24 protein-coding genes and 1 riboswitch are annotated in these 25379 nt (G+C 60.9%); of the genes, 13 read left to right on the top strand and 11 right to left on the bottom strand.

Annotated elements, in window-relative coordinates:
- Positions 1-10 precede the first annotated feature (10 nt).
- On the bottom strand, positions 11-1021 hold the full coding sequence (locus F8N12_RS00550; RefSeq protein WP_191623081.1) for a GlxA family transcriptional regulator: 1011 nt from the start codon (positions 1019-1021) through the stop codon (positions 11-13).
- A gap of 156 nt (positions 1022-1177) precedes the next feature.
- Between F8N12_RS00550 and F8N12_RS00545 the strand changes: the two genes are divergently transcribed.
- The 4 genes from F8N12_RS00545 (at position 1178) to F8N12_RS00530 (ending at position 4937) form a co-directional block, all read left to right on the top strand.
- Positions 1178-1744 carry a chorismate mutase gene (locus F8N12_RS00545; protein ID WP_150578645.1) on the top strand — a complete coding sequence of 189 codons (567 nt, stop codon included), beginning with the start codon at positions 1178-1180 and terminating at the stop codon, positions 1742-1744.
- Between the two features lie 60 nt (positions 1745-1804).
- Positions 1805-2001, top strand: a riboswitch (cobalamin riboswitch).
- 121 nt (positions 2002-2122) lie between these two features.
- Positions 2123-3139, top strand: a complete 1017-nt coding sequence (locus F8N12_RS00540; protein WP_150578644.1) for an ABC transporter substrate-binding protein — start codon at positions 2123-2125, stop codon at positions 3137-3139.
- A gap of 11 nt (positions 3140-3150) precedes the next feature.
- Positions 3151-4152 carry a FecCD family ABC transporter permease gene (locus F8N12_RS00535; protein WP_412072125.1) on the top strand — a complete coding sequence of 334 codons (1002 nt, stop codon included), beginning with the start codon at positions 3151-3153 and terminating at the stop codon, positions 4150-4152.
- Positions 4149-4937, top strand: coding sequence for an ABC transporter ATP-binding protein (locus F8N12_RS00530; protein WP_150578642.1), 789 nt, complete (start codon positions 4149-4151; stop codon positions 4935-4937). The genes F8N12_RS00535 and F8N12_RS00530 overlap by 4 nt, the downstream gene beginning before the upstream one ends.
- A gap of 60 nt (positions 4938-4997) precedes the next feature.
- Here F8N12_RS00530 and F8N12_RS00525 read toward each other — a convergent pair whose 3' ends face one another.
- From F8N12_RS00525 to F8N12_RS00500, 6 genes are all read right to left on the bottom strand, one after another.
- Positions 4998-6674: an MFS transporter gene (locus F8N12_RS00525; protein ID WP_150578641.1), complete on the bottom strand. Its 1677-nt coding sequence runs from the start codon at positions 6672-6674 to the stop codon at positions 4998-5000.
- A gap of 270 nt (positions 6675-6944) precedes the next feature.
- Positions 6945-7721, bottom strand: coding sequence for a pyrroline-5-carboxylate reductase family protein (locus F8N12_RS00520; RefSeq protein ID WP_150578640.1), 777 nt, complete (start codon positions 7719-7721; stop codon positions 6945-6947).
- Complete coding sequence (locus F8N12_RS00515) at positions 7711-8418, bottom strand: TetR/AcrR family transcriptional regulator (protein WP_150578639.1); 708 nt, start codon at positions 8416-8418, stop codon at positions 7711-7713. The genes F8N12_RS00520 and F8N12_RS00515 overlap by 11 nt, the downstream gene beginning before the upstream one ends.
- 98 nt (positions 8419-8516) lie before the next feature.
- The gene (locus F8N12_RS00510) at positions 8517-9749 is read right to left on the bottom strand and encodes a nucleoside permease (protein WP_150578638.1); all 1233 of its coding nucleotides are present in this window, start codon (positions 9747-9749) and stop codon (positions 8517-8519) included.
- 55 nt (positions 9750-9804) lie between these two features.
- On the bottom strand, positions 9805-10824 hold the full coding sequence (locus F8N12_RS00505; protein WP_224787652.1) for a sugar phosphate isomerase/epimerase family protein: 1020 nt from the start codon (positions 10822-10824) through the stop codon (positions 9805-9807).
- Between the two features lie 53 nt (positions 10825-10877).
- Entirely contained in the window at positions 10878-12065 is a 1188-nt protein-coding gene (locus F8N12_RS00500) for a Gfo/Idh/MocA family protein (RefSeq protein WP_150578636.1), read from the bottom strand.
- A 191-nt stretch (positions 12066-12256) separates the two neighbouring features.
- Here F8N12_RS00500 and F8N12_RS00495 point away from each other — a divergent pair, with 191 nt between their 5' ends.
- Complete coding sequence (locus tag F8N12_RS00495; RefSeq protein WP_150578635.1) at positions 12257-13270, top strand: LacI family DNA-binding transcriptional regulator; 1014 nt, start codon at positions 12257-12259, stop codon at positions 13268-13270.
- Here the strand turns inward: F8N12_RS00495 and F8N12_RS00490 are convergent.
- Positions 13248-14174 carry a LysR family transcriptional regulator gene (locus tag F8N12_RS00490; RefSeq protein ID WP_150578634.1) on the bottom strand — a complete coding sequence of 309 codons (927 nt, stop codon included), beginning with the start codon at positions 14172-14174 and terminating at the stop codon, positions 13248-13250. The genes F8N12_RS00495 and F8N12_RS00490 overlap by 23 nt on opposite strands.
- Positions 14175-14288: 114 nt before the next feature.
- On the opposite strand from F8N12_RS00490, the gene F8N12_RS00485 reads away from it, so the two are divergent.
- A complete protein-coding gene (locus tag F8N12_RS00485) occupies positions 14289-14687 on the top strand; it encodes a RidA family protein (RefSeq protein WP_150578633.1) in 399 nt (132 codons plus the stop codon).
- A gap of 195 nt (positions 14688-14882) precedes the next feature.
- Here the strand turns inward: F8N12_RS00485 and F8N12_RS00480 are convergent, their stop codons facing one another.
- A complete protein-coding gene (locus tag F8N12_RS00480) occupies positions 14883-16454 on the bottom strand; it encodes a winged helix-turn-helix domain-containing tetratricopeptide repeat protein (RefSeq protein WP_150578632.1) in 1572 nt (523 codons plus the stop codon).
- A 227-nt stretch (positions 16455-16681) separates the two neighbouring features.
- Between F8N12_RS00480 and F8N12_RS00475 the strand changes: the two genes are divergently transcribed.
- The 6 genes from F8N12_RS00475 to F8N12_RS00450 all read left to right on the top strand — a co-directional run bounded on the left by F8N12_RS00475 (position 16682) and on the right by F8N12_RS00450 (position 22664).
- Positions 16682-17431 carry an SDR family oxidoreductase gene (locus F8N12_RS00475; protein ID WP_150578631.1) on the top strand — a complete coding sequence of 250 codons (750 nt, stop codon included), beginning with the start codon at positions 16682-16684 and terminating at the stop codon, positions 17429-17431.
- 73 nt (positions 17432-17504) lie between these two features.
- On the top strand, positions 17505-17984 hold the full coding sequence (locus tag F8N12_RS00470) for a carboxymuconolactone decarboxylase family protein (protein WP_150578630.1): 480 nt from the start codon (positions 17505-17507) through the stop codon (positions 17982-17984).
- Positions 17985-18064: 80 nt separating this feature from the next.
- Positions 18065-18466: a cupin domain-containing protein gene (locus F8N12_RS00465; protein WP_150578629.1), complete on the top strand. Its 402-nt coding sequence runs from the start codon at positions 18065-18067 to the stop codon at positions 18464-18466.
- Positions 18467-18534: 68 nt separating this feature from the next.
- Complete coding sequence (locus tag F8N12_RS00460; protein WP_150578628.1) at positions 18535-20055, top strand: efflux transporter outer membrane subunit; 1521 nt, start codon at positions 18535-18537, stop codon at positions 20053-20055.
- A gap of 71 nt (positions 20056-20126) precedes the next feature.
- Entirely contained in the window at positions 20127-21614 is a 1488-nt protein-coding gene (locus tag F8N12_RS00455; RefSeq protein ID WP_224787651.1) for an MFS transporter, read from the top strand.
- 15 nt (positions 21615-21629) lie between these two features.
- A complete protein-coding gene (locus F8N12_RS00450) occupies positions 21630-22664 on the top strand; it encodes an HlyD family secretion protein (RefSeq protein ID WP_150578626.1) in 1035 nt (344 codons plus the stop codon).
- Between the two features lie 32 nt (positions 22665-22696).
- Here F8N12_RS00450 and F8N12_RS00445 read toward each other — a convergent pair whose 3' ends face one another.
- Together F8N12_RS00445 and F8N12_RS00440 are read right to left on the bottom strand one after the other, a co-directional pair.
- Complete coding sequence (locus tag F8N12_RS00445) at positions 22697-22906, bottom strand: DUF2945 domain-containing protein (RefSeq protein WP_150578625.1); 210 nt, start codon at positions 22904-22906, stop codon at positions 22697-22699.
- Positions 22907-22933: 27 nt separating this feature from the next.
- Positions 22934-23347, bottom strand: coding sequence for a c-type cytochrome (locus F8N12_RS00440; RefSeq protein ID WP_150578624.1), 414 nt, complete (start codon positions 23345-23347; stop codon positions 22934-22936).
- A gap of 330 nt (positions 23348-23677) precedes the next feature.
- On the opposite strand from F8N12_RS00440, the gene F8N12_RS00435 reads away from it, so the two are divergent.
- Positions 23678-25372 (top strand): sensor domain-containing diguanylate cyclase, encoded by a 1695-nt coding sequence (locus tag F8N12_RS00435; RefSeq protein ID WP_150578623.1) that lies wholly within the window; start codon positions 23678-23680, stop codon positions 25370-25372.
- The last annotated feature ends 7 nt before the right edge of the window (positions 25373-25379 follow it).

Here is a 25379-nt window from a genome sequence, read left to right as displayed (position 1 = left end):
CTCTCTGCTGTCACTTGACCAGACGCTTTTCCTTCGACGGCCGGTAGCCGAAATAGGCGCTGTAGCATTTGCTGAAGTGGCTGGGCGACACAAAGCCGCAAGCCACCAGCACGTCCACCTGGGACAGTTCCGTGTGCTGCAGCAAACGCCGCGCCTCGGTGATGCGCAATTCCATGTAATAGCGTTGCGGCGTGGTGCCCAGTTGCTCCTTGAACAAGCGCTCCAGCTGGCGCCGCGAACGACCGGCATACACTGCCAGTTGTTCCAGTTCCAGCGGTTCTTCAAGATTGGCGTCCATCAGCTTCACCACTTCTCGCAGCGGCGCACTGACGCAGACATTTTCCGTCGGCTTGATGCGCCGATAGCGCGATTCCTCGAACGCCAGAATATCCTCGATGCCCTCGATCAGCGCCTTGTCGTGCAAGCCCTTGATCCAGTCGAGCGCCATGTGAAAGGCCCCCGAAGGGCTGGATGCGGTGAGCCGGTCGCGGTCGATCACATAAGGTTCGCTGGTGACATGGGTGGCTTTGGAGATTTCCGCCAGTGCCGGACGGTGCTCAGGATGAATCGCACAGCGATAGCCATCGAGTACACCCGCGCTGCCGAGAAACCACGCGCCGTTCCACAGCCCCGCCAGGATAACGCCGTGATCCGCTGCCAGCCGCAGCAGGTGATTGAGCTCATCGCCAGGATTCAGTTCGGTGCGGTAGCCGCCGCAGATCACCAGCAGGTCCAGTTCATGGATCGCCGATGTATCGATGCGGGCGTCGGGGCGGATTACCAGACCCAGGTCGCTGATGACCTCGCCGCCATGCAGACCAAAGGTGCGTGATGAAAACAAACCCGGGCGCAGCAGGTTGGCGGTGACGAAGGTGTCCAGCGCCTGGGTGAACGCGGGCAGTGAAAAATGCTCGAGCAGCAAAAAGCCGGTGCGGGTCATGCGAGCCGACTCAGCAGGTTCATTCAGATAGCGGAGGTTTTTGCCCTTCATGCCACCGCTGAATTGACGTCTTTCGATCAAGGTGCGACTCACTCGGCTATGTTGACGAACCTGGCTTCAGGCGCGCTGATTACCGCCATGCTAACCGCAGATCCTCGACAAATATATCAATCCTGATACATGCTCCCTCGCACCTGTGGTACTTAACCATGACCGCGCGATCCAAGAGGTTTGCTTATGTGCCGCTCTTCCCGTTTACCACTGCTCGCTGCCCTGCTCGCCCTGTTTGCCAACGCCGGGCACGCCGCCACGCCTTCGCCTGCACCCGACAGTCTGCAGCCGCTGCTGGCGACGATGTACGAGCGTTTGAACATCGGCGATCTGGCGGCGTTGGCCAAGTGGGACAGCGGCAAGCCGATCCAGGACAACGCGCGGGAGGCGCTGGTCATCGCCGCTGCACGCAAGCAGGCTACGCAGTACAAGGTCAATCCGGATGAGTTCGCTGACCTCATCGCCGCGCAGATTGAGGCCAGCAAAGTGGTGCAATACGGGCGACGTGCGCAATGGCAGGCAGCGGGCAAGGCGCCCCCTGCCCCTCGACAGGATCTGGACAAGCAGATTCGCCCGCAACTGGACCTGCTGCAGAAACGTCTGTTGCAGCAATACGCGGCTTTTTCGCGCTATCGCACCGACCCGGATTGCCCGCACTGGCTGGGCAAGACCCGGGCGACGCTGATCAAGGACCAACTGCACGGTCAGGCGCTGATCCGTGCGTCCGGTGAACTGTGTGCCGTCGGTCGCTGACGCCAGGCCCTCGACATCGCAGCCGCTGAAAAAAATCCGGACCGTTGCGACGCCCAATCGACTACCATGCCCGCCGCCGGTTTCCAAATGGGATTAATAGGGAATCCGAGGTGCCTTGCATGGCATCAAACGGAACTGCCCCCGCAACTGTAGATGCCGAGCCTGCTCCTCGATTGCCACTGGGTTGATTCCCGGGAAGGCTGGAGCCAGGCGACGACGCATCAGTCAGGAGACCTGCCGGCCAGGCAAATCACTAACCGGCGGGGTGTCCGGGAAGGACATCCTTGCGCCCGGTTCTCGAGTTACCCCGGCAGCGAACAACGATGTGTTTCCAGTCCGTACCCTGCTTTTTTTGTACGGTCCTCCGGAGACTGCGTCATGCGGCTGTCGCGCCTTGTCACCCTCGTCACTGCCTTGGGTTTTTCCACCCTTGCCCATGCGGCCCCTACACACTATCCGCTGACGGTGGAAAACTGCGGCAGCACGTTGACGTTTGCCCAGGCGCCAAGCCGCGCGGTGACCATTGGCCAGGCCGGCACAGAAATGCTCTACGCCATGGGCCTGAGCGACAAGGTGGTCGGCACATCGCTGTGGTTTAACAATGTGTTGGCTCAGTACCAGGCCGTCAACGCGCGCATCGAGCGCCTGGCCGACAATGAGCCGAGTTTCGAGGCGGTGATCAGCAAGCGACCGCAGCTGGTCGCCGTGGAGCTGGAGTGGATGGTCGGGCCACAAGGTGCGGTCGGCACCCGCGAGCAGTTTCATGAGATGAACATCCCGACCTATCTCATGCCCTCCGATTGCGAAGCCAAGGACAACCTGGTCGGCGCCGATGGCACGCGGCTCGAAGCGTTTCGCGTCGACAGCCTGTACAAAAGCATCAGTCAACTGGCGCAGATCTTCGACGTGCAGGAGCGCGGCCGATTGTTGACCGCAACGCTCAAGGCCAGCCTGGAGAAGTCGGTGGCGACGGCCGCGCAGAACAAGGACTTGCGTCACACCAGCGCACTGTTCTGGTTCTCCAGCGCCAGCCTCGACATCGACCCCTACGTTGCCGGACACAAGGGCATTCCCGACTTCATGCTCAACACCCTCGGCGTTCGCAACGTGGTGGAGTCCGACGAAGAATGGCCGACCGTGGGCTGGGAAACCATTGCCAAGGCCAACCCGACCTTTCTGGTGATCGCCAAGATGGACCGCCGCCGCTTCCCGGCCGACGACCACCTGAAAAAACTCGAATTCCTGCGCACTGATCCGGTCACGCGCAACATGGACGCGGTGAAACACAACCGCATCATCATTCTCGATGCCATGGCCATGCAGGCCAGTGTGCGCATGTTCGAGGGTCTGGAAACCCTGGCGACGGCCATCCACGGCTACGACCTGGGGCAATGACGGCGATGCTGATGCGCACAATCCTCGCGCTGCTGACCTTACTGGCGGCAGTGATTGCCGGCATGGCCATCGGTGAAACGGTCATTGAGCCGGGCGTGGTGTTTCAGGTACTCGCGAACAAACTGTGGGCCGCCGGTTACGTACTCGACCCGATCGATGAAGGCATCGTCTGGAATTACCGCCTGACCCGCGCCCTGGTCGCTGCGGCCTGCGGCGCCGGGTTGGCGACCTGCGGGGTGATTCTGCAATCGCTGTTGCGCAACCCGTTGGCCGACCCGTACTTGCTGGGCATTTCCGCCGGTGCCTCGACCGGCGCAGTGCTGGTGGCGCTGCTAGGCTTGGGTGCGGGGCTGATTTCGCTGTCGGTTGGCGCATTTGTCGGTGCGGTGGCGGCCTTCATCGTGGTGGTGTTGCTGGCGCGGGCCAGCGCTGCACCGGGGCGAACCGGGCAGATTATCCTGGCGGGGATTGCCGGCTCGCAGCTGTTCAATGCGCTGACCGCTTTTCTGATCACCAAGTCGGCCAGCTCCGAACAGGCACGCGGCATCATGTTCTGGCTATTGGGCAACCTCAGCGGCGTGCGCTGGCCGTCAGTGTGGCTGGCGGTTCCAGTGGCGTTGATCGGTTTGCTCATTTGCCTGTGGCATCGACGCGCGCTCGATGCCTTCACGTTCGGCGCCGACTCGGCAGCGTCGCTGGGCATTGCGGTGCGCCCGGTACAGTTTCTGCTGATCAGTTGCGCGGCACTGGTAACGGCGGTGATGGTTTCGATTGTCGGCTCGATCGGCTTCGTCGGCCTGGTCATCCCTCACGCTGCGCGGCTGTTGCTGGGCACACAACATGCCCGCCTGGTGCCGGCCAGTGCACTGGGCGGCGCGGTGTTCCTGATTGCCGCCGACATCCTCTCGCGCACGCTGATCAAAGGCCAGGTGATCCCGGTGGGTGTCATCACGGCGCTGGTCGGTGCGCCGGTGTTTGCGCTGATTCTGATCGGCCGGAGGAATGCGCGATGAATGCCATGCAGTCTGTTGGCGATAGCGTGCTGCGATGTGAAGGGCTGGGTTTCCATGTGCGCGACATCGAGCTTTTGCACAACATCAGTCTGGAGGTGCGACGCGGCGAAACCCTCGGCATCGTCGGGCCCAACGGCTCAGGCAAATCCACCCTGCTGAAACTGTTGGCAGGTTTGCGCGTCCCTGGGCGTGGCGCCGTCTACCTCAATGGAAACAGGCTCAAAACAGTAGCGCGACGTGCGATTGCACAAACCCTCGCCGTGGTCGAGCAACAGGCCGATACGCTGGACGCCATCGGCGTGTTCGACGCCGTCGCCCTCGGCCGCACGCCATGGTTGTCGGCCTTGCGCCCATGGTCGAGTGAGGATCACGCCATCGTTCAGCAGGCGTTACGCGATGTCGATGCGACGCACCTGGAAAAACGCAGCTGGCACAGCCTGTCCGGCGGCGAACGCCAACGCGTGCACATTGCTCGCGCACTGGCCCAGCGTCCGCAGGTCCTGCTACTGGACGAGCCGACCAATCACCTGGATATCCAGCATCAACTGGCGATTCTGCAAGTGGTGCAATCCCTGCCGGTGACCACGCTGATTGCCTTGCATGATTTGAATCAGGCGTTGAGTTGCGACCGCCTGGCGGTGCTCGAACGAGGGCGCCTGGTGGCGCTTGGTAAACCGTTGGAAGTACTGACGCCGCAGCGTTTGCGCGAGACATTCGGCGTGCAGGCGCACTACCTGGTCGACCCGTTCGACGGCGCACAGATTCTGCGTATCAGGCCGGCCTGAAGCTGGTTTCAACGTGAACAGCACTGCCCTCCCCCTCGCGGGAGAGGACAGACGCCGGCCTTACGAGTGATTGATGTCGCGGTCCTTGGTTTCCGGCAGGAAAAAGATCCCGAGCACCGCTGTCATCAGGGCGATCACAATCGGGTACCACAGGCCGTAGTAGATATCGCCGGTCGCGGCAACCATCGCGAACGCAACAGTCGGCAGGAACCCGCCGAACCAGCCGTTACCGATGTGATACGGCAGCGACATTGACGTGTAGCGAATGCGCGCCGGGAACAATTCTACCAGCCAGGCCGCGATTGGCCCGTAGACCATGGTCACGTAGATCACCAGAATGGTCAGCAGGAGCAACACCATTGGATAGTTGGTCTTGGCCGGGTCGGCTTTCTCCGGGTAGCCGGCTTCCTTGAGCGCGCCGCCCAAGGTCGCGATGAAGGCGTCGTTGCGCGCCTTGAAGTCGGCGCCCGGCATGTCGGTGCCTTCGAAGCTGGAGATGACCTTGTCGCCGATTCGCACCTGCGCGACCGTGCCCGCCGGCGCTGCTTCGTTTTTGTAAGGGATGGCTTTCCTGGCCAGCTGGGTTTTGGCGAGGTCGCAGGAACTGGTGAATTTGGCTTTGCCCACCGGGTCGAACTGGAACGAACACTGGTCAGGATCGGCGATCACCGTCACCGGGTTCTTCGCCTGCGCAGTGAACACGTCGGGGTTACCGTACTGCGTCAGCGCATGGAAGATCGGAAAGTAAGTCAGCGCCGCGAGAATGCAGCCGGCCATGATGATGCCCTTGCGCCCGATGCGGTCCGACAGGCTGCCGAAAATCACGAAGAACGGCGTGCCGATCAGCAATGAGCCGGCAATCAGCAGGTTGGCGGTTTGCGCGTCTATCTTCAGCGTTTGCAACAGGAAGAACAGTGCGTAAAACTGCCCGGTGTACCACACCACAGCCTGGCCGGCGGTACCGCCGAGCAACGCCATGATGACGATTTTCAGGTTGTCCCAGCGGGCGAAAGACTCGGTCAGCGGCGCCTTGGATGACTTGCCTTCGGCCTTCATTTTCAGGAACACCGGTGACTCGCTAAGTTGCAGACGAATGTAAACCGAGACGATCAGCAGCAGGATCGACAACAGGAACGGAATCCGCCAGCCCCACGCCTCGAACGCTTCAGTGCCGAGAATTGTGCGGCAGGCCAGGATCACCAGCAGCGAGAGAAACAGACCGAGGGTGGCGGTGGTCTGAATCCACGAGGTAAAAAAGCCGCGCCGGCCCTTGGGTGCATGCTCGGCTACGTAGGTCGCCGCGCCGCCATATTCCCCACCGAGCGCCAGGCCCTGCAGCAAACGCAGGGTGATCAGGATGATCGGCGCCGCCACGCCTATCGTGGCATACCCAGGGAGAAAACCGACGATAGCGGTGGAGACGCCCATGATCACGATGGTGATGAGGAAGGTGTGTTTGCGCCCGATCATGTCGCCGAGCCGGCCGAACACAATGGCGCCGAAAGGTCGCACCGCGAAGCCTGCGGCGAATGCAAGCAGCGCGAAGATGAACGCCGTTGTCTCGTTGACGCCGGCAAAGAAGTGCTTGGCGATGATCGCCGCGAGAGAACCGTACAGATAAAAGTCGTACCACTCGAACACCGTGCCCAAAGACGAGGCAAAGATGACCTTGCGCTCCTCTTTGGTAATCGTGTGTTTGGGCGTGCTGCCCGTAGAAGTGTTGTCGATTGCGGCCATGGGTCATCTCCGTCTTTCTTGTTGTAGGCCGGAGTACCTCACTACCATTTGCCGCACCCAGGCCCCAGGGCTGATGTCATCGGATTACGGTGTGCGCGAAGCATGCAACAGGCAAAAGGCCTTGCATCGCTGCAAAGCCTTTGAAGGAAGCATAATCATGTTCTGCCAGATATCCACTCGCCATCATGCGCAATTCCGGGCCATCGTCTGGAAAACGCTTGGTTTTCCTGACAAATGCGAGTGTGTACTGGCCGTTACCGACTTCCGAGGTTACATGCCTTTGCGAGCCAGGTCTGCGCCTTGCAGCACGGCATTGCCGATGATGCTTTCGATGTGCTGATCGGTCATCGACTGCAGCGCCGCTGCGGTGACGCCACGGTAGGCCATGAGGGTTTCGAGCATCTGCAACGGGTCGTTATCGGCCAGCAACTGTCCGCCGCCGACCACCACGCCATGGGCGGCGCGTTGGGCGATGGCTTCGGGAATGCCGGCGATAACCGCCTGGCTGACCAGTGCCTTGTACAACAACGCCGGCAACGCAGGCCCGGTACCGGACAAGGCACAGAGGTAGTCGATGCAATCTTCATTCGGCACTTCATCCGCCGTGCCCACGCACTCGAACATCTGCTGCACAAATTGCCGATCGTCCTCATCCAGCGCGCCGGCGCTGAACCACGGCGTGTACGACTGACAAATCTGCACCGCGGCATTCGGCATTGCCCGAATCACCCGGTCTGCCCCGGTAGCTACGCAGATCAAAGAGGCCGGCACACCCGCCATCAGCGAGACGACCGTTTTGCCCCGCGCATTGATCGTCAACTCGCGAAACTGCTCCGGCCGGATCGATAAAACGATCATGTCGCTGAGCGCTACCAACCGCTGATTATCTGCCAGAACCTGCACCTTCGGCCCGAACGTACCAGCGCCCGAGCGGTTGGAAATCAGCAGACGATCCGGGCTGAGCAACCCACTGATCAAAGCGGCATCGGCAATCGCCCGCCCCAGCATCCCGGTGCCGCCGATAATCCCCAGCGTCTTATTGTGCATCGCTACCCCCCTGCGCAAACGTATCTGCCAAGGGCACGAACACCCCGGGTTCTGTCTCCGCATAACCGAACTTGCCGAAAAAACGGTCGAGCTCGCGCCGCTTCGGGGCCTTGCCGGTAAACACACTGACGTACTGCGGAATGCGCCGAAACCGCACAATCGCGTCTTCCGTGGTTTTCATGGAGATGTAGCCGATCTGCGTCAGGTAAATCGTCCTCGCCCGTGCGTCAGCGGCCTCCGGTTCAAACCCAAAACGGCGGAACATCGCCGCCAGCGCATTGATCCTCGCCTCGTCTGCGAGCGCAATTTCGGCGGTCACCTCCTCCGATTGCAGCGCCCAGCTGCGCACCGCGAATTCGAATTGCGAGTCGAACAGCTCAGGGTTCAGCCAGCATTCAAAAACGTTGAGAATCGCTTCGGAGATGCTCTCCGCGTAGCTCTCGCATTGGGTGAGCAGCCCGCCGGTGTTCTTGTCGCGCCAGCGCGCCAGCAGCGCGGCCAGCAACTGTTCGCGGTCTGAATAGAACCAGTAGAAACTGGTGCGCGACAGGTTCAGCCGCTTGGCCAGCGGCATCACGCGCACCGCATCGATCCCGGATTCCTTCAGCGCTTCGTACGCGGCATCCAGCCAGCCATCGATCGATCCGCGCCATCCCGCATCCTGCGCCTTGGTGCGCGTTTTTGCTGCTTGCGACATCTTCGGAATCCACCCTGAAACAGAAATACTGCCCCACTCTACCGCGCGGATTCCATTGCGTACACAGCGTGTACACTGACGTACATTTTTCCGAAGAGTTAGATATTCGCCTGCACCACCTTTGCCTCACGCCCTTTGAACGCCAGGCCGAAACAGAAAAATATCGCCAGGGCAAAACCCGCCGGGAATAGCCAGATACTCTTCCAGTCATGACCGTCAGTCATTGCGTAGTGGTCGGTCACCTGCCCCGCGACCCAGAAACCGATCAGCATGCCCAGGCCATAGGTGGCGAGGGTAATCAGTCCTTGAGCGGAGCTTCTAAAGCGCTCCGAGGCTTTTGCATCGGTGTAAATCTGCCCCGAGACGAAAAAGAAGTCATAGCAGATGCCATGCAGCGCGATGCCGGTGAACAGCATGAACGCCAGCTCACCGTTGTTGCCGAAAGCGAACAGCACATAGCGCAGCGCCCAGGCCAGCATGCCCACCAGCAGCGCAATCTTGATGCCGAATCGGTGAATGAACAACGGCAACAGCAACATGAACAGCACTTCGGACACCTGCCCGATGGCCATTTTCGCGGTCGGATTGGTCACGCCGATTTCCGCCAGAAACGGGTTGGCGTTCTGGTAATAAAACGCCAGCGGAATACAGATCAGGATCGAGGCAATGAAAAACACCAGGTAACTGCGATCCTTGAGCAAACCCAAGGCGTCCAGGCCGAGCATTTGCTTGAGGCCACCGCTGCCGGTTTCAGGCTGTAAGGGTGCCGTGCGCGGCAGGGTGAAGCTGTACAAACCCAATACCAACGAGGCAATCGCCGACATCAGAAAGGTGTTGCGCAAGCCGCCCGAGGAAATCGCCGCCTGCGAATCCCAGGCGAAGACAAAACTGATCACCACGCCAGCGACGATCCAGCCGATGGTGCCCCACACGCGAATGCGCGAAAACTCCGCCGCCGGGTCGCTCATCTGGCGGAACGCGACCGAGTTCACCAGTGCCAGAGTCGGCATGTAGATCATCATGTAGGCCAGCACGAACGGATAAAAAGTGCTGAAGTCCGGCGCTTTGTAAAGCTGGTACAGCAGCACGGCGCCCACCAGATGCAGCACGGCGAGGATCCGTTCGGCATTGAAGAATCGGTCAGCGATAAGACCGATCACGAATGGCGCGATGATCGCACCCCAGGACTGGGTCGAGAACGCCATGCCGATCTGCCCGCCAGTGGCGCCCAGATTGCTGGCGAGGAAGGTACCGAGGGTGACAAACCAGCCGCCCCAGATAAAAAACTGCAGGAACATCATGGCGCTCAATCGCGCGGTCATCGTGGTCATAACGGGTCACCGTCTTATTGTTTTTGTTGTTGGGGAATAATGATCGCGGCGCGCGTCAGGCGTCAGGCAATCCCAGCAAGCGTCGATTGAATCCTTCGTCGGATTGCACGCTGGCAAAATCGTCGAAGGCTTTTTGCGTCTTGTTGATCATGTGTTGTTCGATGAACGCAGCCCCTTGCGCAGCGCCCTGCGCGGAGTCCTTCAAGCAGCATTCCCACTCCAGCACTGCCCAACCGGCGAAATCGTATTGGGTAAGTTTGCTGAAGATCGATTTGAAGTCGATCTGGCCATCGCCCAGCGAACGGAATCGTCCCGGCCGGTCAACCCAGCCCTGATATCCGCCATACACACCGGAACGCGCGTCGGGGCGGAATTCGGCGTCCTTGACGTGGAACATGCGGATCCGCTCGTGGTAGCGATCAATAAAGCCCAGATAGTCCATTTGCTGCAGCAGCAGGTGACTCGGGTCATACAGGATCGCGGCGCGTGGATGGTGATTGACTGCCTCAAGAAAACGCTCGAAGGAAGCGCCGTCGTGCAAGTCTTCGCCAGGGTGAATTTCGTAGCAGAGGTCAACGCCGGCCTCTTCGAAACAGTCGAGAATCGGCAGCCAGCGCCTGGCCAATTCTGCAAATCCCTGTTCGACCAGACCGGCGGGGCGCTGGGGCCACGGGTACATGTAGGGCCACAACAGCGCTCCGGAAAACGTCGCATGCGCGGTCAATCCCAAGCGTTGACTGGCACGCGCTGCCAGCTTCAACTGGTCGATGGCCCATTCGGTCCGTGCTTGCGGCTGGCCGCGCAAATGCGCCGGGGCGAAGTCGTCGAACAGGGCGTCAAACGCCGGGTGCACGGCGACCAATTGGCCCTGCAGGTGCGTCGACAATTCGCTGATCTCGACACCCGCCTGCGTGCACACCGCTTTCAGTTCGTCGCAGTACTCCTGGCTGTCGGCCGCCCGCTCAAGGTCGATGAACTGCGTGCCCAGCGTTGGCAACTGGATCGCCTTGTAGCCCTGAGAAGCCGCCCAGTGCGCGATATTGCTCAGGGTGTCGAATGGCGCTTCGGCGGACATGAATTGCGCAAGAAAAATCCCCGGGCCGCGCAGGCCTGGCTGTGCAGTAGCGTTCACGGTTGAGTGCTCCGGGTGCGTGGTGGGCAGACCAGGTCGGTCCACTTGGTGTCGCCGCGATGATTGGCGATTGCCGCTTCTATGAAGGCCATGCCGCGCAATCCGACGTCGATGCCGGGGACGCCGGGCGCCTCGTGGCCGGCGACATTGCTGCGAATGGCCGTGGCGAAATCGCCGTAGAGATTGGCCATGGCCTCCAGATAACCTTCGGGGTGGCCAGCGGGCAGGCGCATGCGTTGCGTTGCGGCTTCGCACAGCCAGGGCTGGCCGACACCGGAACGCAGGACGCGCATCGGCTGATCGAGGGAGCGATGGATCAGGCTCGACGGTTCTTCCTGGCGCCATTCGAGGCCGCCCTTGTCGCCATAAACACGGATCTTCAGCGGGTTTTCTTCGCCCGCGCAGACCTGGCTGGCGATCAGCACGCCGCTCGCGCCGTCCGCCATTCTCAACAGCATTGCGGCGTCATCATCGAGTTGTCGAGTGGCCACGTGGGTATTGAGCATTGCGCACAGTTGTGTCACCTGCTGGTCCGCGACGAACTCGGCCAGGGAAAAAGCATGAGTGCCGATATCACCAATGCAACCGCCCAGGCCGGAATGCTCCGGCCGATCGCGCCAGCCAGCCTGTTTGTTGCCCTGCCCCGCGACATCCTCGCTCAGCCAGCCCTGCGGGTACTCGACGATGACCTTGCGCAAGGTGCCGATCGCGCCGTCGCGAACCATCTGCCGTGCCTGCCAGACCATCGGGTAACCGAGGTAGGTATGGGCCAGGCCATAAAGACGTTTGCGGTCTTGCACCACGGTTCTCAGTGCAACCACCTCGGCCAGGTTCAGCGCTGCAGGTTTTTCGCTGAACACATGAAAGCCTGCTTGCAATGCCTGAGCGGCAATCGGTGCGTGCAGATGATTGGGCGTGACGATGATCAGCAGTTCCATGCGCTGTTCGGCCGGCAGTGCGCATTCGGCATCAAGCATCTGCTGCCAATCGCTGTAACAGCGTGAAGATTGGAGCCCGAGCGCGGCACCGGTGCTTTGGTTATTGCGCGTATCACGACTGAACGCGCCGCACACCAACTCGAAATGGCCGTCCAGACCCGCAGCCTGGCGGTGAGCCTGGCCGATGAAAGCGCCTTCACCCCCGCCGACAAAACCGATTCTTATTTTTGCCACTGGAACATCCATCGCAATGCTTCTCTGTTTTTCCGGCAGTTTCAGGCTTAAGCTCAGTTGACGATGTAACCGGTTACATCATGGGCGAAATTTAAGCTGAGTTTTACCGAGTGTCAAACACCGGCGGACTAACGCCGGCCTATTTCAGCCTTCGGCATAGCTGCGTTAGACTCGCCGGCCGCACTGTGTTCAACGAGGTGATCTTGTCCAATATCCGTGAAGTAGCCCGGCTCGCCGGAGTCTCGGTGGCGACGGTGTCTCGAACCCTGAAGTCGCCGGAACGGGTGCTCCCGCAGACGCGGGACAAGGTCAATGCCGCTGTGGAGAAGGCCGGCTACCGACCGAATCTGATGGCCGTGCAGTTTCGCTCGCGGCGTACCGGCAATCTGGTGATCCTGGTGCCAGCCATCGCCAATACTTTTTTTGCCCGGGTAATCAGCGGTGCGCAACAGGCCGCCCAGTTCGCCGGCTACAGGCTGCTGCTATGCGACACTCAGGGGCGCGAAGAAATCGAACGGGAATTTGCCGAACTGGTCTACGCCCATCAGGCTGATGGCGTGATTCAGTTACGCGCCTACGACCCGTTTGAAGCGCCTTTCCCCAGCGCCGACACCCCACCGATCGTCAATGCCTGTGAGGTGATTCAGGACGGCCGCCACCCCACTATCAGTCTCGACAACCGCGCCGCCGCCAGGGCAATGACCGAGCATTTGATTGAACTGGGCCACCGCCGCATCGGCCTGATCAAAGGCCCGAAAAGCAGCCCGCTGACCCGCGAGCGCGTGGCCGGTTATCAGGATGCGTTGCGCGCGGCCGGGATCGCCGTCGATAAGACGCTGGTCTGCCACGGGGATTTCACTTTGCAGGCGGGTCAGGACGGCGCCGCTGAAATGCTCGCCCTGTCCGCCCGCCCCTCTGCACTGTTTTGCGAAAACGATGAAATGGCGATCGGTGCGTTGAAGCGGATCAAGCAAATGGGTTTGCGCGTGCCCGAGGACATTTCACTGGTGGGCTTTGACGACATTCCTTTCGCGCAATACTGCGACCCGCCGCTGACGACCATCGCGCAACCGGCCGAAAATTTCGGGCGCAAAGCCGTGGAAATGCTGATTGCACTGATCGAGAAAAAGCCGCTTGAGCAACGGCACGTGATCCTGCCATTCGAGCTGACCTTGCGTAACAGCACGGCGGCTGTCAAAGCGCGCGACGATCCGTAACCGGGGCGTGTTGCTCCATCAACCCGGCGATCCAGTCGATGAACACGCGCAGCTTGATGCTGATACGTCGATTTGGCGGAAACGCCACGTACATGGGCATCGGATCGAGTCGCCAGTCCTCGAACAACGGCACCAGTTCGCCCCGCGCGACGTGCAGCTTGGACATGTAGTCGGGCAGCCACAACACGCCCATCCCGGCCAGGCCCGCTGCAAGGTAGGCATTACCATCGTCGACCGCCAACACGTAGCGGCCGTTGATGTGAACGCTCTCTTCGCCCCGGCGCATGGCATATGGCAAGGCCTTGCCGGTGCGTGCCCACAAGTAGCCGACGATCCTGTGGGTCGAGTCCTCAAGCACCTTCGGGTGTGCGGGCGTGCCCAGGCGTTGCAGGTAACCCGGCGCTGCGAACACGCCGAGGCACAGATCACCGATCCGCCGCGCCATCAGCGATTGATCGGTCAGCTCACCGCCGCGCACCACGCAGTCAACGTTCTCGCGGACCAGATCGACAATCCGGTCGCTGACGCCCATGTCGATCTGAATGTCCGGGAAACGCGCGTGAAAATCCGGCAGCGCCGGCATGAGAATCATCCGTGCAAACGGGCTGGGCACGTCCACCCGTAAGCGGCCGCGAGGCAATGCGGCGGCGGCGGACAAACCCGTCTCGGCATCATCCAGATCGGCCAGCAATTTGACCGCACGCTCATAGAACGCCGCGCCGTCGGCCGTGACATTGACCTTGCGTGTGGTGCGGTTGAGCAATTTGACGCGCAGCCTGGCCTCCAACTGCTGGACCAGCTGTGTCACGCTGGTCTTGCTCATATGCAAGGTGTCCGCCGCTTTGGTGAAACTGCCCGTTTCGACCACTCGGGCAAACGCTTGCATCGCATCGAAACGGTCCATTTCCATTCCCGGGATTGTTTGAGTTTTACAAACAGTGATGGCTAGAGTTGCTGGTTTATCCCATGGGTACAAGCCCCTTAAGGTCTCTTCATCGTTAACCGAGGAGATACCCACATGACTAATACCCGCGATGTCGTTTTTCCAGCTGGCCGCCAAGCCCTGTACGAGCTCAATCGTTACTCACCGGCAATTCGCTCCAATGGCTTCATGTTTGTGTCCGGGCAGGTTGGCAGCCGTGAAGACGGCTCACCCGAGCCGGAACTGGACGCGCAGGTACGGCGAGCTTTTCAAAATCTCAACGCCGTTCTGGAGGCAGCAGATTGCACGTTTGACGACGTGGTGGATGTGACGGTGTTTATCGTTGATCCGGCCTCAAAGTTCGAGCAGATCTGGAGAGTCGTGCCGGAGTTTTGGGGCAACGCCCCGTTTCCGAACATTACGTGCGTGGGTGTGACCTGGCTGTACGGGTTTGATTTCGAGATCAAGGTGATTGCGAAGCTGCCGCAGGGGTGATGGGGCAAAGCCAGCAGCTCACAGATTCGTCTGGAAAACTCATTCAGCCCGACGCGCCACAGAACGTGTAGCAGCTGGCGCAGCCTGCGTCTGATCGCGGCCCGAGCTGGACGCAGGCTGCGCCAGCTGCTACACGGATTGGCGGCGTGGAGTAACCTTCAGGCTTCGATCAGCCCATAAAACGCAGCTCCCCCGCTATTCCGGCAACCCCGCCCGCCGCAACCCATCCACAAACACCGCAAGATTCTCCGCCCGATGAATCGGTAGCCAATCGGTAAGGATGGACAAGCGCAAAGTCGGGTCAAGTCGGCGCAGATCCTCCATGGCAACCCGCGCCTCAATTTCCCGTCCCGCCAACCCGTGACTGGCAGCCAGTACAGCAACGGCCAACAAAAATGTCGGAAGATCGCGCAACGCATTCTCCGCCCGAGCCCAGGCAACGTCGTATTGCCCTATGAAAAGATGGGCCAGGCCCAGCCCCGCTTGCATCCGGTAGAGTTCCGGATCGACCGGACTCAAACGCATGGCATGGGTGAAATGCTCGATGGCCGCATCGGTTTCACCATGCCACAGCCTGAGAAACGCCCCCAGAAACCACGCCGCGGCAAGATTGGGATTGAGCATCAATGCCTTGTCCAGCAAGGCAATGCCACCGGGCAAATCGCCGCCGAGATAACCCAGGGCATGACCGCTTCGTGTCAGCGCCACCGCATCGCCCCGGTCCAGTTCCAGTGCACGCCGGGCGAGCCGCACCCCTTCAGCGACTTCCGCAGGCCGGTCGGCCATCCAGCCATTGGCTTTGCGCCAGCAATAACACCAGGCTGCCATCGCATAAGCCGAGGAAAATTCCGGATCATAGGCCATCGCTTTATGTAACAGCGGCAGCGCCTGATCAATCGCAGCCCGAGTGCCATGATGCAGTTGAGCCATGCCCCTCAGGTAATAATCATAAGCGTCCAGGCTTTCGGTGGGCTTGTGCCGCGCCCGGTCTATTTCCGCACGTTCGAGTTGCGGTGCGATCGCACCGACCACGCTTTCGGTGATCTGATCCTGCAACTCGAATATGTCGACCAACACGCCTTCAAAGCGCCCCGCCCAGTGGTGCGCGCCGGTTGCCGCATCAATCAGTTGAGCGGTGATGCGCACGCGGTTTTCGGCTTTGCGCCAGCTGCCCTCAAGCACATAGCGAACGCCCAGCTCGCGACCAACCTGTTTCACGTCAACCACGCGCGCCTTGTAGGTAAAACTCGAGTTTCGCCCGACGACAAACAGCCAGCGATATTGCGACAGCGCTGCGATGATGTCGCCGACCACACCGTCAGCCAGGTAATCCTGCTCACCATCACCGCTCAAATTGATGAATGGCAGCACCGCAATCGACGGTTTGGAAGGCAGGGCCGGGCCAGCCGCAATCGCCGCACTGGAGAGCGCGGACTCCATGCCAGCGGGACTGACAACCTCCTCGCGCACCTCGGCGACAAAACGAAAACCTTTGCGCGCAACCGTACGAATCACACGCTGCTGCTGACCGTCATCGCCCACCGCTTTGCGCACCGCGTTGATGTGGCTCGCCAGCGTTGATTCCGAGACGATGCGGCCGGTCCAGATGGCGTCGATCAGATCGTCCCGGCTGACCACGTGTTGCCGGTGCTGTGCCAGGTAGACCAGCAGGTCGAACACCTGTGGTGCTGTAGCCACGACCACGGCGTCGCGCAGCAGCTCGCGGCGGTTCAGGTCGAGCACGCAATCATCAAACTCCAATAGCATTTGGTACTCCTGGTCCCGTGCTCACGCGTCGGATAGCTGATTGCCGGCAACGGTGCAACGATTTTTGGCCGAGGGCGTTATATATATCACCCGACTTGCTGGACAGATACCCAAGGTAAAACCAATGGAAACCCAAGGTATACGCAAGGTGTAACGCGCCGCCGAAGAGCATCCTCTGTCCATCGATCACTGCAACGAATCTGATCGAACCAATCGAGGAGCGGGACATGAAAATTGTCGTCATTGGCGGTAGCGGACTTATCGGATCGAACATTGTAGATCGGCTACGGGCGAACGGACACGAAACGGTAGCGGCATCCCCCAGCAAAGGGGTGAACGCCCTCACCGGACAAGGGCTGGCCGAGGCGCTCGCCGGCGCACAAGTGGTCATCGACGTCGCCAATTCGCCGTCTTTCGAGGACGCCGCCGTGATGGACTTCTTCCAGACTTCCAGCCGTAACCTGCTGGCGGCTGAAGCACTCGCCGGAGTCGAGCATCACCTCGCACTGTCGATCGTCGGTGCGGAACGCCTTCCGCACAGTGGCTACTTCCGCGCAAAAATAGCTCAGGAAGAACTGATCAAAACGTCGAAAATCCCCTACACCCTGCTGCGGGCCACGCAGTTTTTCGAGTTCATCGAAGGCATCGTCGAGTCGGGAGTCGACGGCGACACCATCCGCCTGTCCCCTGCCCTGATCCAGCCGATTGCCGCCGATGACGTTGCCGCCGTGCTGGCCGATCTTGCAGTCGGCGCCCCACTTAACGGCGTCGTCGAAGTGGCTGGCCCGGACCGTTTCCCGCTGGACGAACTGGCGCGCAAATTTCTTGCCTCGCGCAATGACAAGCGATCGGTCAGCGCCGATGTGCACGCGGCGTATTACGGCAATGAATTGAATGACCGGTCCCTGGTCGCGGGCGGCAATGCACGTATCGGTGCGACACGATTCAACAACTGGCTGAGCCGTCCTTCAGCCTAGTCACCGCGCCGGCCACCCATGCCGAGCGCCAATGCGTCATCCATCCACACACGTCTTACCAAGAGGTTTCGCCATGACTCAGCGCATTGATTACCAGAAGCAATCCCCCGAGCTGTTCAAAAAGTTTGTCGAATTCAGCTTCGCCTTGAAGCAATCCTCGATCGAACAGTCGATTCGCGACCTCGTCGACCTGCGCGCCTCGCAGCTCAACGGCTGCGCGTTCTGCGTCGACATGCACGTCAAGGAAGCCACGATGCACGAGGAGCGCCCGCTACGCCTGCACCACGTAGCCGTCTGGCGCGAATCCCAGCTGTTCAGCCCGCGCGAACGGGCGGCGCTGGCGTGGACTGAAATCCTCACGCAGATCCCGGCGCAGGGTGTGCCGGACGAACTCTACGACCGCGTCCGCACGCAGTTCTCGGAAAAGGAAGTGTCCGACCTGACCTTCCTGGTGATGTCGATCAACGCCTGGAACCGCGTCAACGTCGCACTTCGAGTGGTACCCGGCACGTACGACAAGGCATTCGGCATCGACAAGTCCGGCCTGGCCTGACGCGCCAGCCTGCGCGAGGCGTTGCGCCGCAGCGCCCGCGGATTCAAACACGCGTGCCTGACTTTACCGAGGAATGAACCATGTCCATTTTCAGACTGTTTGCATTAGCTCTGCTGTTCACCACCGGCGCCGCCAGCGCCGACCAGGCGCTGCCGCACCCGCAGGTAACGGAACTGATGACCAAGGCGCTGGCAGATTATCCCGGCAAGGAAGCGGTATTGATCACCGTGGAATATCCGCCGGGGGGTGGTGATCCCGTGCACCGTCACGATGCGCACGGATTTATCTACGTGCTCGAAGGTTCGATCGTGATGGGTGTGCGCGGCGGTGAATCCGTCACGCTCAAACCGGGGCAGACCTTCTACGAAGGGCCGGACGACGTCCACACGATCGGGCGCAACGCCAGCAAAACCGAGCCGGCAAAATTTCTGGTGATGTTGCTGAAGCACAAAGAGAAGCCGATTTTCACCCCGGCGCAGTGACCGCAATGGCCGGGATCGTTGCGACGACGCCGGCATGCTCTTCCCCTATATCTCAACAGGACGCTGCAATGATCGCGCACCCGCTGTCCCTGACCATTCGCCTGAGCGCACTGGTGGCGATTGGCGCCATCGCGCTGGCTGGCTGTGCGGTGGGGCCGGATTTTGCGGCGCCCGACAACGGCCTCGATCGCGTCAACCTGGCGCCGCGCGAAGAGCACGCCCGCGTCGCCTCGCCATCAACCGCCGCAGTGCCGGCGCGCTGGTGGCTACTGTTTAACGACGCTCTGCTGGGCGAACTGCAATCGCGCGCGCAGGCCGGCAATCTCGACCTGCACATTGCCTCCGAACGCATTGAACAGAGCCGTGCGCAACTAGGCATCGTCGCCTCACAATTGCTGCCGAGCGTGGCCGCCAATGCCAGCTACGCCCGTGAAGGCCTCAGTGAGCACGGCAAATTTGCCGCTCTGGGCGCACCGACCGACCCGGGCAACTTCTGGCAACTTGGCCTTGATGCGAGTTGGGAGATCGATCTGTGGGGGCGCGCGCGGCGGGCACGTGAGGGGGCTGAAGCGGCGCTGGAGGCCACTGTGTATGAACGCGAAGCCGCCCGCGTGGCGTTATCCGCCGAAGTCGCGCGCACCTATTTACTGTTGCGCGGCACCCAGGCGCAATTGGGTATTGCCGAACAAAACCTGGTCATCGCCGAGCGCACGCTGAGCCTTGCCGAGAGTCGTGAGCGTAACGGCGTTGCGACCCGCTTCGAGACCACGTCGGCGCGTGCGCAATTGGCGACGATCAAAGCCTCTGTGCCTGACCTCGGCCAGCGCCGCAATGCGCTGATGAATGCCCTGGCGCTGCTGCTGGGTGAGCAACCGCGAGCGCTTGATGCACGACTGCGCCCATCCATGACCTTGCCCGCGTTCCCGGCCCGTGTGCCGATGGGCGTGCCCTCCGAGCTGGCTCATCGGCGTCCCGACATCCTGCGCGCCGAAGCGCAGTTGCACGCCGCGACCGCCGCGATCGGGGTGGCCAAAGCGGAGTTCTACCCGCGCATCGGCCTCAAGGGGCGCTTCGGCGTGGAAGCGTTTGAAAGCGGCGACCTGGCCACGTGGGATTCTCGGGTATTTTCAGTCGGCCCGACGGTGTATCTGCCGATCTTCCAGGGCGGTCGCCTGACCCAACGCCTGACGTTGAACGAAGCACGGCAAAAAACCGCGGCACTGGCTTATCGGCAAACCGTTCTGCGCGCCTGGCACGAAGTGGACAATGCGCTCGATGCCTGGGCTGCCGAACAACGCAGGCATGACGAATTGCGGGCGGCCTATGACCAGAATAAACAGGCATTGAATGCCGCCGAACGCGGTTATCAGCAAGGCGCCAGTGATTACCTGAGCGTGCTGACTGCGCAGCGCAACGTGCTCGCCAGCCAGACCAGCCTCAACGACAGCGCCACGAATGCGACACTGACGGTGGTCAATCTGTACAAAGCCCTGGGTGGTGGCTGGGATCCTCAGACACTGACCGGCAGGCAGGACGATTCGGTAGCCATGACGGCGCCGAGCGTCTCCGCCGAGCGAGTCGGGCCATGAACAGCAACGCGCTCGCACCAAATCCGGCCACGGTTGCCACTGCGGCAAAAGCCCACTCGGCCTTGCGCCCGATGGTCGGGCTGCTCGGCATTTTCATCGCGGCAATGATGGCCGGCCTGAATATTCGTGTCGGTGCATTGGCACTGGCGGATGTGCGTGGCGCGCTCGGCTTCGGTCTCGACGACGCATCATGGCTGACCACGGTGTACAGCGCCGGGGAGTTGATCGCCATGCCGTTTGCCGCGTGGTTTGCGCTGACACTGTCGATCCGTCGTTTCGAACTGTGGATGCTCGCCACCTGCACGTTGCTGGCACTGCTTTTGCCCTTCATTCACGATCTGAATCTGCTGCTGACATTGCGCTTCGTGCAGGGCATCGCTTGCGGCACCACCATTCCATTGCTGATGATGGCCGCGCTGAAATTCCTGCCACCGCCCATCCGTCTGTATGGATTGGCACTCTACGCGATGACCGCCACCTTCGCACCGAACCTGTCGATCTGGCTGGCCGGTTACTGGACCGACGGAGTGTTCGACTGGCGCTGGGTGTATTGGCAAATCATCCCCTTGACGATCGTCGCCGGTGCATTGATTGGCTGGGGCTTACCGCAAGAACCCGTGCAGCGAGCAAGATTTAGCCAAGCCAACTGGGCCGGCATGATCTGCGGTATTCCGGCGCTCGGCCTGATTGCCGTTGCGCTGGATCAAGGCGTGCGCCTGGACTGGTTCAATTCGCCGCTGATCACTGTCTCGCTGGTAGCCGGCCTGGCACTGCTGGCCGTTTACCTGATGACGGAGTGGTATCACCCCTCGCCGTTCATCAAATTACAGGTACTGGGCCGGCGCAATCTGGGGCTGGGTTGCCTGCTGTTCGTCTTGTTGCTGGTGGCGCTGATGTCCAGTTCATTGCTGCCGACCAGTTACCTCGGCCCGCTACAGCAGTACCGCCCGCAGCAAATGGCTTCGATCGGCCTGATCGTCGCGTTGCCGCAGTTGATTCTGGGGCCGTTGGTGGCCCTGCTGCTGTACCGCAAATGGGTCGATGCGCGCTGGGTGTTCGCCCTGGGCTTACTGCTGATCGCGCTCGCATGCTTGTGCGGGGCGCAGCTGGACTCCGAGTGGAACCGCGACCAGTTCGTCATGGCGCAAACCCTGCAAGCGTTCGGCCAACCCATGGCGGTGGTGTCGATGCTGTTCCTCATCACCAGCGTCGTACAGCCTCAGGAAGGACCCTACTTCTCGGGCACCATCAACACCCTGCGTGCGTTTGGTTCGTTGCTGGGTGGTGCGGTGGTGGCGCAGCTGATGACCATGCGCAGCCGTTTCCACGGCGAAATGCTCCTGGACCACGCGGCCCTGACCGGCAACAACCTGCCCGTGGTGCCAGACCCCACGCAACTGATGAGCCTCATCGGCCCGCAGGCGCTGGTGTTGTCGGTTGCCGATGCCTACCGCGTGCTGGGTGTGCTGGCCATTTTGCTGGTGCCGCTGGTGCTGCGCCTGACCTACATCCCGGCCCCCGACGTGAGCGGCGGCGCGGCTTCTCATTCCCCTACCTGACCCGGACTTCTCGCCATGGCCTTACCTAAAAACGCCAAGATCATCTGCGCGGTCCTGCTGCTTGCAGTGGCGATCGGCGGTGTTCTCTATCTCGATCGCCACGAATCCGGCGCATCGCTGCAGTCAACCGACGATGCTTATGTTCACGCCGACTACACCGTCCTCGCGCCCAAGGTTTCCGGCACGATTGAAGAAGTGTTGGTTGAAGACAATCAGTTGGTCAGAAAAGGCGACCTGTTGGCGATCATCGATAACCGCGATTTCGTCGTCGCCATCGACTCGGCCAACGCTCAGGTGAGCAGTGCCCGCGCCGGCATCGCCAGTTTCGAGGCGCATCTGGTCCAACAGCAAAACGCGATACGCCAGGCTCAGGCCGCCGTCGCAGCGGACGACGCCGCGCTAAAGCTGGCAAAGGCCAATCTTGCGCGTTACCGCAACCTTGCCGCCGATGGCTCCGGTACGGTGCAGGCGCGGCAACAGGCGGAAGCGCAATTGGGCATTCAGCTGGCGATCAGCGATAAAAGTCAGGCGGGTTTACAGGCCGCGCGTCAGCAGGTGGCCATCCTCAAAGCGGACCTGGAAAAAGCCCAGGCGGCGCTGGCGCATGCGCAGGCGGCGCAAGCCACTGCCCAATTGAAGCTGTCATACACCCGCATCACCGCGCCGGTCAGTGGCACGATCGGGCAGAAATCCGTGCGCGTCGGCGCTTTTGTCAGCGAAGGCAAACCCTTGCTGGCGATCGTCCCGCTGGATGCCGTCTACGTCACAGCCAACTTTCGCGAAACGCAACTGGCGCGGGTGCAGACAGGTCAGTCGGTGGACATCGAAGTGGATGCGTTGCCAGGCGACGCACTCAAAGGCACGGTGGAAAGCCTGGGCCCGGCCAGTGGCGTCAGCTATTCGGCGATCGCGCCGCACAATGCCACGGGCAATTTCACCAAGATCGTCCAGCGGTTGCCGGTGCGCATCCGCATTGAGCCGGGCCAGGCTGCCGCGACGAAACTGCGGGTGGGCATGTCAGTGACGCCGAACATTCATATCAATGAATAACCGCGTGCCGCGCTTTGCGCATCAAGCGTTGGCTATACGCGATGCAGTGCGCTTGCGTGATGCATCGCCAGGTGGCCGGTCTTGTCGCTCTTGACCTCGTATTGGGGTTCATCACGTGAGGCCAGACGATGCTTGCCCATGAACTCGACGTCCTTGACGTGCACCTTGGTGACCTTGCCATGAATCTCGCCGGCCTCGGAGTTCCAGCGCACAGCGTCGCCAACCTTGAATGAAGGGGTCATGGTGTTCTCCTGCAGTGATGGCAATGATCAGGGGATTGCTATGTCCGACACCTCTGGCGGCTGGAACGTTTCAAGATAAGCCAACACATCATCGATCTTCTGCGCATCACTCATGCCCCAGAAAATCATGCGGGTGCCGGGCACGACTGCTTTGGGATCCTCCAGATAGGCCGTCAGGGTTTCGCGGCTCCAGACAATACCGGCAGCTTTCATCGCGTCGGAATACACATAATCGGCAGTGCTGCCGGATGCCCGCCCGAAAATACCGTTGAGCTGCGGGCCAAAGGACCCCCGCGCTGACTCGCCGACCTGATGACATCCGCCACAGATCCGCTTGAACAGTTTCCCGCCGGCCTCGGCCTCTCCGGCAGCGTATGCCTGCTGGCCGAACAGCGCAGTGGTGAGCGCCAGGGTGCAGGTGATGAGTGCGGCTTTGTTCACGGCGAAGTCCAGGCAGTTTGTTTCGGAGTGTGTAGAGAAAGCTTGAAGTATTCGCCATTTTCTCACACGAAAAAACCAGAAAGCCATGAAGGCGCATCGGCACACCGTGCAGCCAGTCTTTAATCAAAACCAGGTCGCGATTGGCAAGCACTTCGCTGAAGTACTTCACTGAGTAACCCCCATAGGAAAACGCCCGGGATCGATCTCTCGCGCGGCGCACACCCCACCGGAAAGATGGCCATATGACATCTCGCGATAGCCATCCGACGCATTGGCAGCGACCTTTCTTTGCGCATACCATGCGGCCACTCCTGCCTTCAGATAGTGCTCATGATCAAAGCCAGTTTGCGTAGCCACCTCACTTTATGGTTTGCCGGTTTGTCCTTGCTCACCTTGCTGAGCGTAGGCTTCTACGTGGGCCACATCGCCACGGGGCAGATGAAACAGGCCAGTGGCAATGCGCTGTTGAGCACTGCGCGTTCGGCCTCTGAACTGTTGGGCGCGCAGTTGCATGAACGGCAACTGGAAGTGTCACTGCTGAGCCGCGCGCCCCTTCTCAGACGTGGCAACCTCGACGATCCGGACATCCTGGTGTCGATGGAATTGCGCTCGCAGTCACGCGCCGAATACGCCTGGATGGGCGTGGCTGCGGCTGATGGTCGCGTACGGCAGGCGGTGAACAGCTTGCTGGTCAGCCAATCGGTCCAGGCACGCCCGTGGTTTCAGGCCGGCTTGCGCGGCGCCTACACCGGCGACCCGCATGAGGCTGTTTTGCTCGCCAAATTGCTACCGGGTAATCCGGCAGGCGAACCGTTGCGCTTCATCGATTTCGCCGCACCGATTCTCGATAATCGTGGCCAGGTGATCGGGGTGCTGGGCGCCCACGCGCATTGGAGCTGGGTGACCCGGATCGTTGATTCGGCGGTGCGCAAAGGTTCGATGCCGGACGTCGAAGCGCTGATTGTCGACCACGACGGTAAGGTGCTGTACCCGGAAAATCTTATGGGGGAACAGCTGTCCAACCTGCCGACAATGTCGGGCGACGCTGCCACAACGCCTGGCTGGTCGGTGGGCAACGGCTTCCTTACCAGCATTGTTGCAGTGCCTACGCCATCGGGCACCAACCTGACCTGGTACATCGCCGTCCGGCAACCTCTGCACATCGCGCTGCAACCGGCGCGCGTGCTGTTTTACAAGCTGTTGATGCTCGGTGTCGCAGCGGCAATTATCTTCGCCTTGGTGGCCTATTACCTGGCACTGTCCCTGAGCCGTCCTATCGAGCAACTGGCCAGGTCCGCCAAACGCGTGCAGAACCAGCAGGCAGGCGCGACTTTTTCGCTGAATCACCCGGTGCGGGAAATCGCCCAGTTGGGCCAGTCGATCCATGGCATGACGCAGTCCCTGCTCGGCAAGGAACGCGAACTGCAGGAGGCCAACGCATCGCTCGAAGCCACGGTCGCGCAACGCACCGCCGCCCTCACCCAGGCCAATGCCGAGCTGTTGAAACTGGCGACCCACGACGCATTGACTGGCGTGTTCAACCGTCGACGTTTTGATGAAAAACTGGCCGAGTACAGCCTGCTGTTCCAGCGCACCGGACGCACATTCGCCCTGCTGGTGATCGACGCCGACCACTTCAAGAATATCAACGACACTTATGGTCATGACGTCGGCGATGACGTACTGCGGCAATTGGCCCAGGTGATCCAGAACAGCACCCGCGTGACCGATTTTGTTGCGCGTTATGGCGGTGAGGAATTCGCGGTGCTGCTGCCGGGTATCGAAGTGCCGGAAAGCCCGGAAGTCGTTGCCGAGAAAATTCGCGCGGCGATTGCCGGGGCGACTTTCGCTACCGTGGGTAAAGTCACTGTCAGCATTGGTGTCGGTCTGGCGAGACTGTCGGACGGCACTACGACTGCGCTGATCAAGCGAGCCGATCAGCAGTTGTACGAAGCCAAGCGCGCGGGACGAAACACGGTGTCGTTCAATTCGGGAGAGGGCAGCGGTAAACCGATTGTTTCCTGAAGCTGCT

The sequence above is a fragment of the Pseudomonas fluorescens genome, assembly GCF_902497625.1.
In the GTDB taxonomy this organism is placed as follows: Bacteria; Pseudomonadota; Gammaproteobacteria; order Pseudomonadales; family Pseudomonadaceae; genus Aquipseudomonas; species Aquipseudomonas fluorescens_BQ.
This window is presented reverse-complemented; position numbering and strand designations above follow the sequence as displayed.

Excerpts from the sequence above, each read along its gene's own strand:
- F8N12_RS00480 (WP_150578632.1), bottom strand. The coding sequence starts at position 16,454 with ATGCTATTGGAGTTTGATGATTGCGTGCTCGACCTGAACCGCCGCGAG.
- F8N12_RS00435 (WP_150578623.1), top strand. The coding sequence starts at position 23,678 with ATGATCAAAGCCAGTTTGCGTAGCCACCTCACTTTATGGTTTGCCGGT.
- F8N12_RS00465 (WP_150578629.1), top strand. The coding sequence starts at position 18,065 with ATGTCCATTTTCAGACTGTTTGCATTAGCTCTGCTGTTCACCACCGGC.
- F8N12_RS00455 (WP_224787651.1), top strand. The coding sequence starts at position 20,127 with ATGGTCGGGCTGCTCGGCATTTTCATCGCGGCAATGATGGCCGGCCTG.
- F8N12_RS00470 (WP_150578630.1), top strand. The coding sequence starts at position 17,505 with ATGACTCAGCGCATTGATTACCAGAAGCAATCCCCCGAGCTGTTCAAA.
- F8N12_RS00500 (WP_150578636.1), bottom strand. The coding sequence starts at position 12,065 with ATGGATGTTCCAGTGGCAAAAATAAGAATCGGTTTTGTCGGCGGGGGT.
- F8N12_RS00450 (WP_150578626.1), top strand. The coding sequence starts at position 21,630 with ATGGCCTTACCTAAAAACGCCAAGATCATCTGCGCGGTCCTGCTGCTT.
- F8N12_RS00510 (WP_150578638.1), bottom strand. The coding sequence starts at position 9,749 with ATGACCACGATGACCGCGCGATTGAGCGCCATGATGTTCCTGCAGTTT.
- F8N12_RS00535 (WP_412072125.1), top strand. The coding sequence starts at position 3,151 with ATGCGCACAATCCTCGCGCTGCTGACCTTACTGGCGGCAGTGATTGCC.
- F8N12_RS00445 (WP_150578625.1), bottom strand. The coding sequence starts at position 22,906 with ATGACCCCTTCATTCAAGGTTGGCGACGCTGTGCGCTGGAACTCCGAG.
- F8N12_RS00545 (WP_150578645.1), top strand. The coding sequence starts at position 1,178 with ATGTGCCGCTCTTCCCGTTTACCACTGCTCGCTGCCCTGCTCGCCCTG.
- F8N12_RS00475 (WP_150578631.1), top strand. The coding sequence starts at position 16,682 with ATGAAAATTGTCGTCATTGGCGGTAGCGGACTTATCGGATCGAACATT.
- F8N12_RS00520 (WP_150578640.1), bottom strand. The coding sequence starts at position 7,721 with ATGCACAATAAGACGCTGGGGATTATCGGCGGCACCGGGATGCTGGGG.
- F8N12_RS00485 (WP_150578633.1), top strand. The coding sequence starts at position 14,289 with ATGACTAATACCCGCGATGTCGTTTTTCCAGCTGGCCGCCAAGCCCTG.
- F8N12_RS00490 (WP_150578634.1), bottom strand. The coding sequence starts at position 14,174 with ATGGACCGTTTCGATGCGATGCAAGCGTTTGCCCGAGTGGTCGAAACG.
- F8N12_RS00525 (WP_150578641.1), bottom strand. The coding sequence starts at position 6,674 with ATGGCCGCAATCGACAACACTTCTACGGGCAGCACGCCCAAACACACG.
- F8N12_RS00460 (WP_150578628.1), top strand. The coding sequence starts at position 18,535 with ATGATCGCGCACCCGCTGTCCCTGACCATTCGCCTGAGCGCACTGGTG.
- F8N12_RS00540 (WP_150578644.1), top strand. The coding sequence starts at position 2,123 with ATGCGGCTGTCGCGCCTTGTCACCCTCGTCACTGCCTTGGGTTTTTCC.
- F8N12_RS00505 (WP_224787652.1), bottom strand. The coding sequence starts at position 10,824 with ATGTCCGCCGAAGCGCCATTCGACACCCTGAGCAATATCGCGCACTGG.
- F8N12_RS00515 (WP_150578639.1), bottom strand. The coding sequence starts at position 8,418 with ATGTCGCAAGCAGCAAAAACGCGCACCAAGGCGCAGGATGCGGGATGG.
- F8N12_RS00530 (WP_150578642.1), top strand. The coding sequence starts at position 4,149 with ATGAATGCCATGCAGTCTGTTGGCGATAGCGTGCTGCGATGTGAAGGG.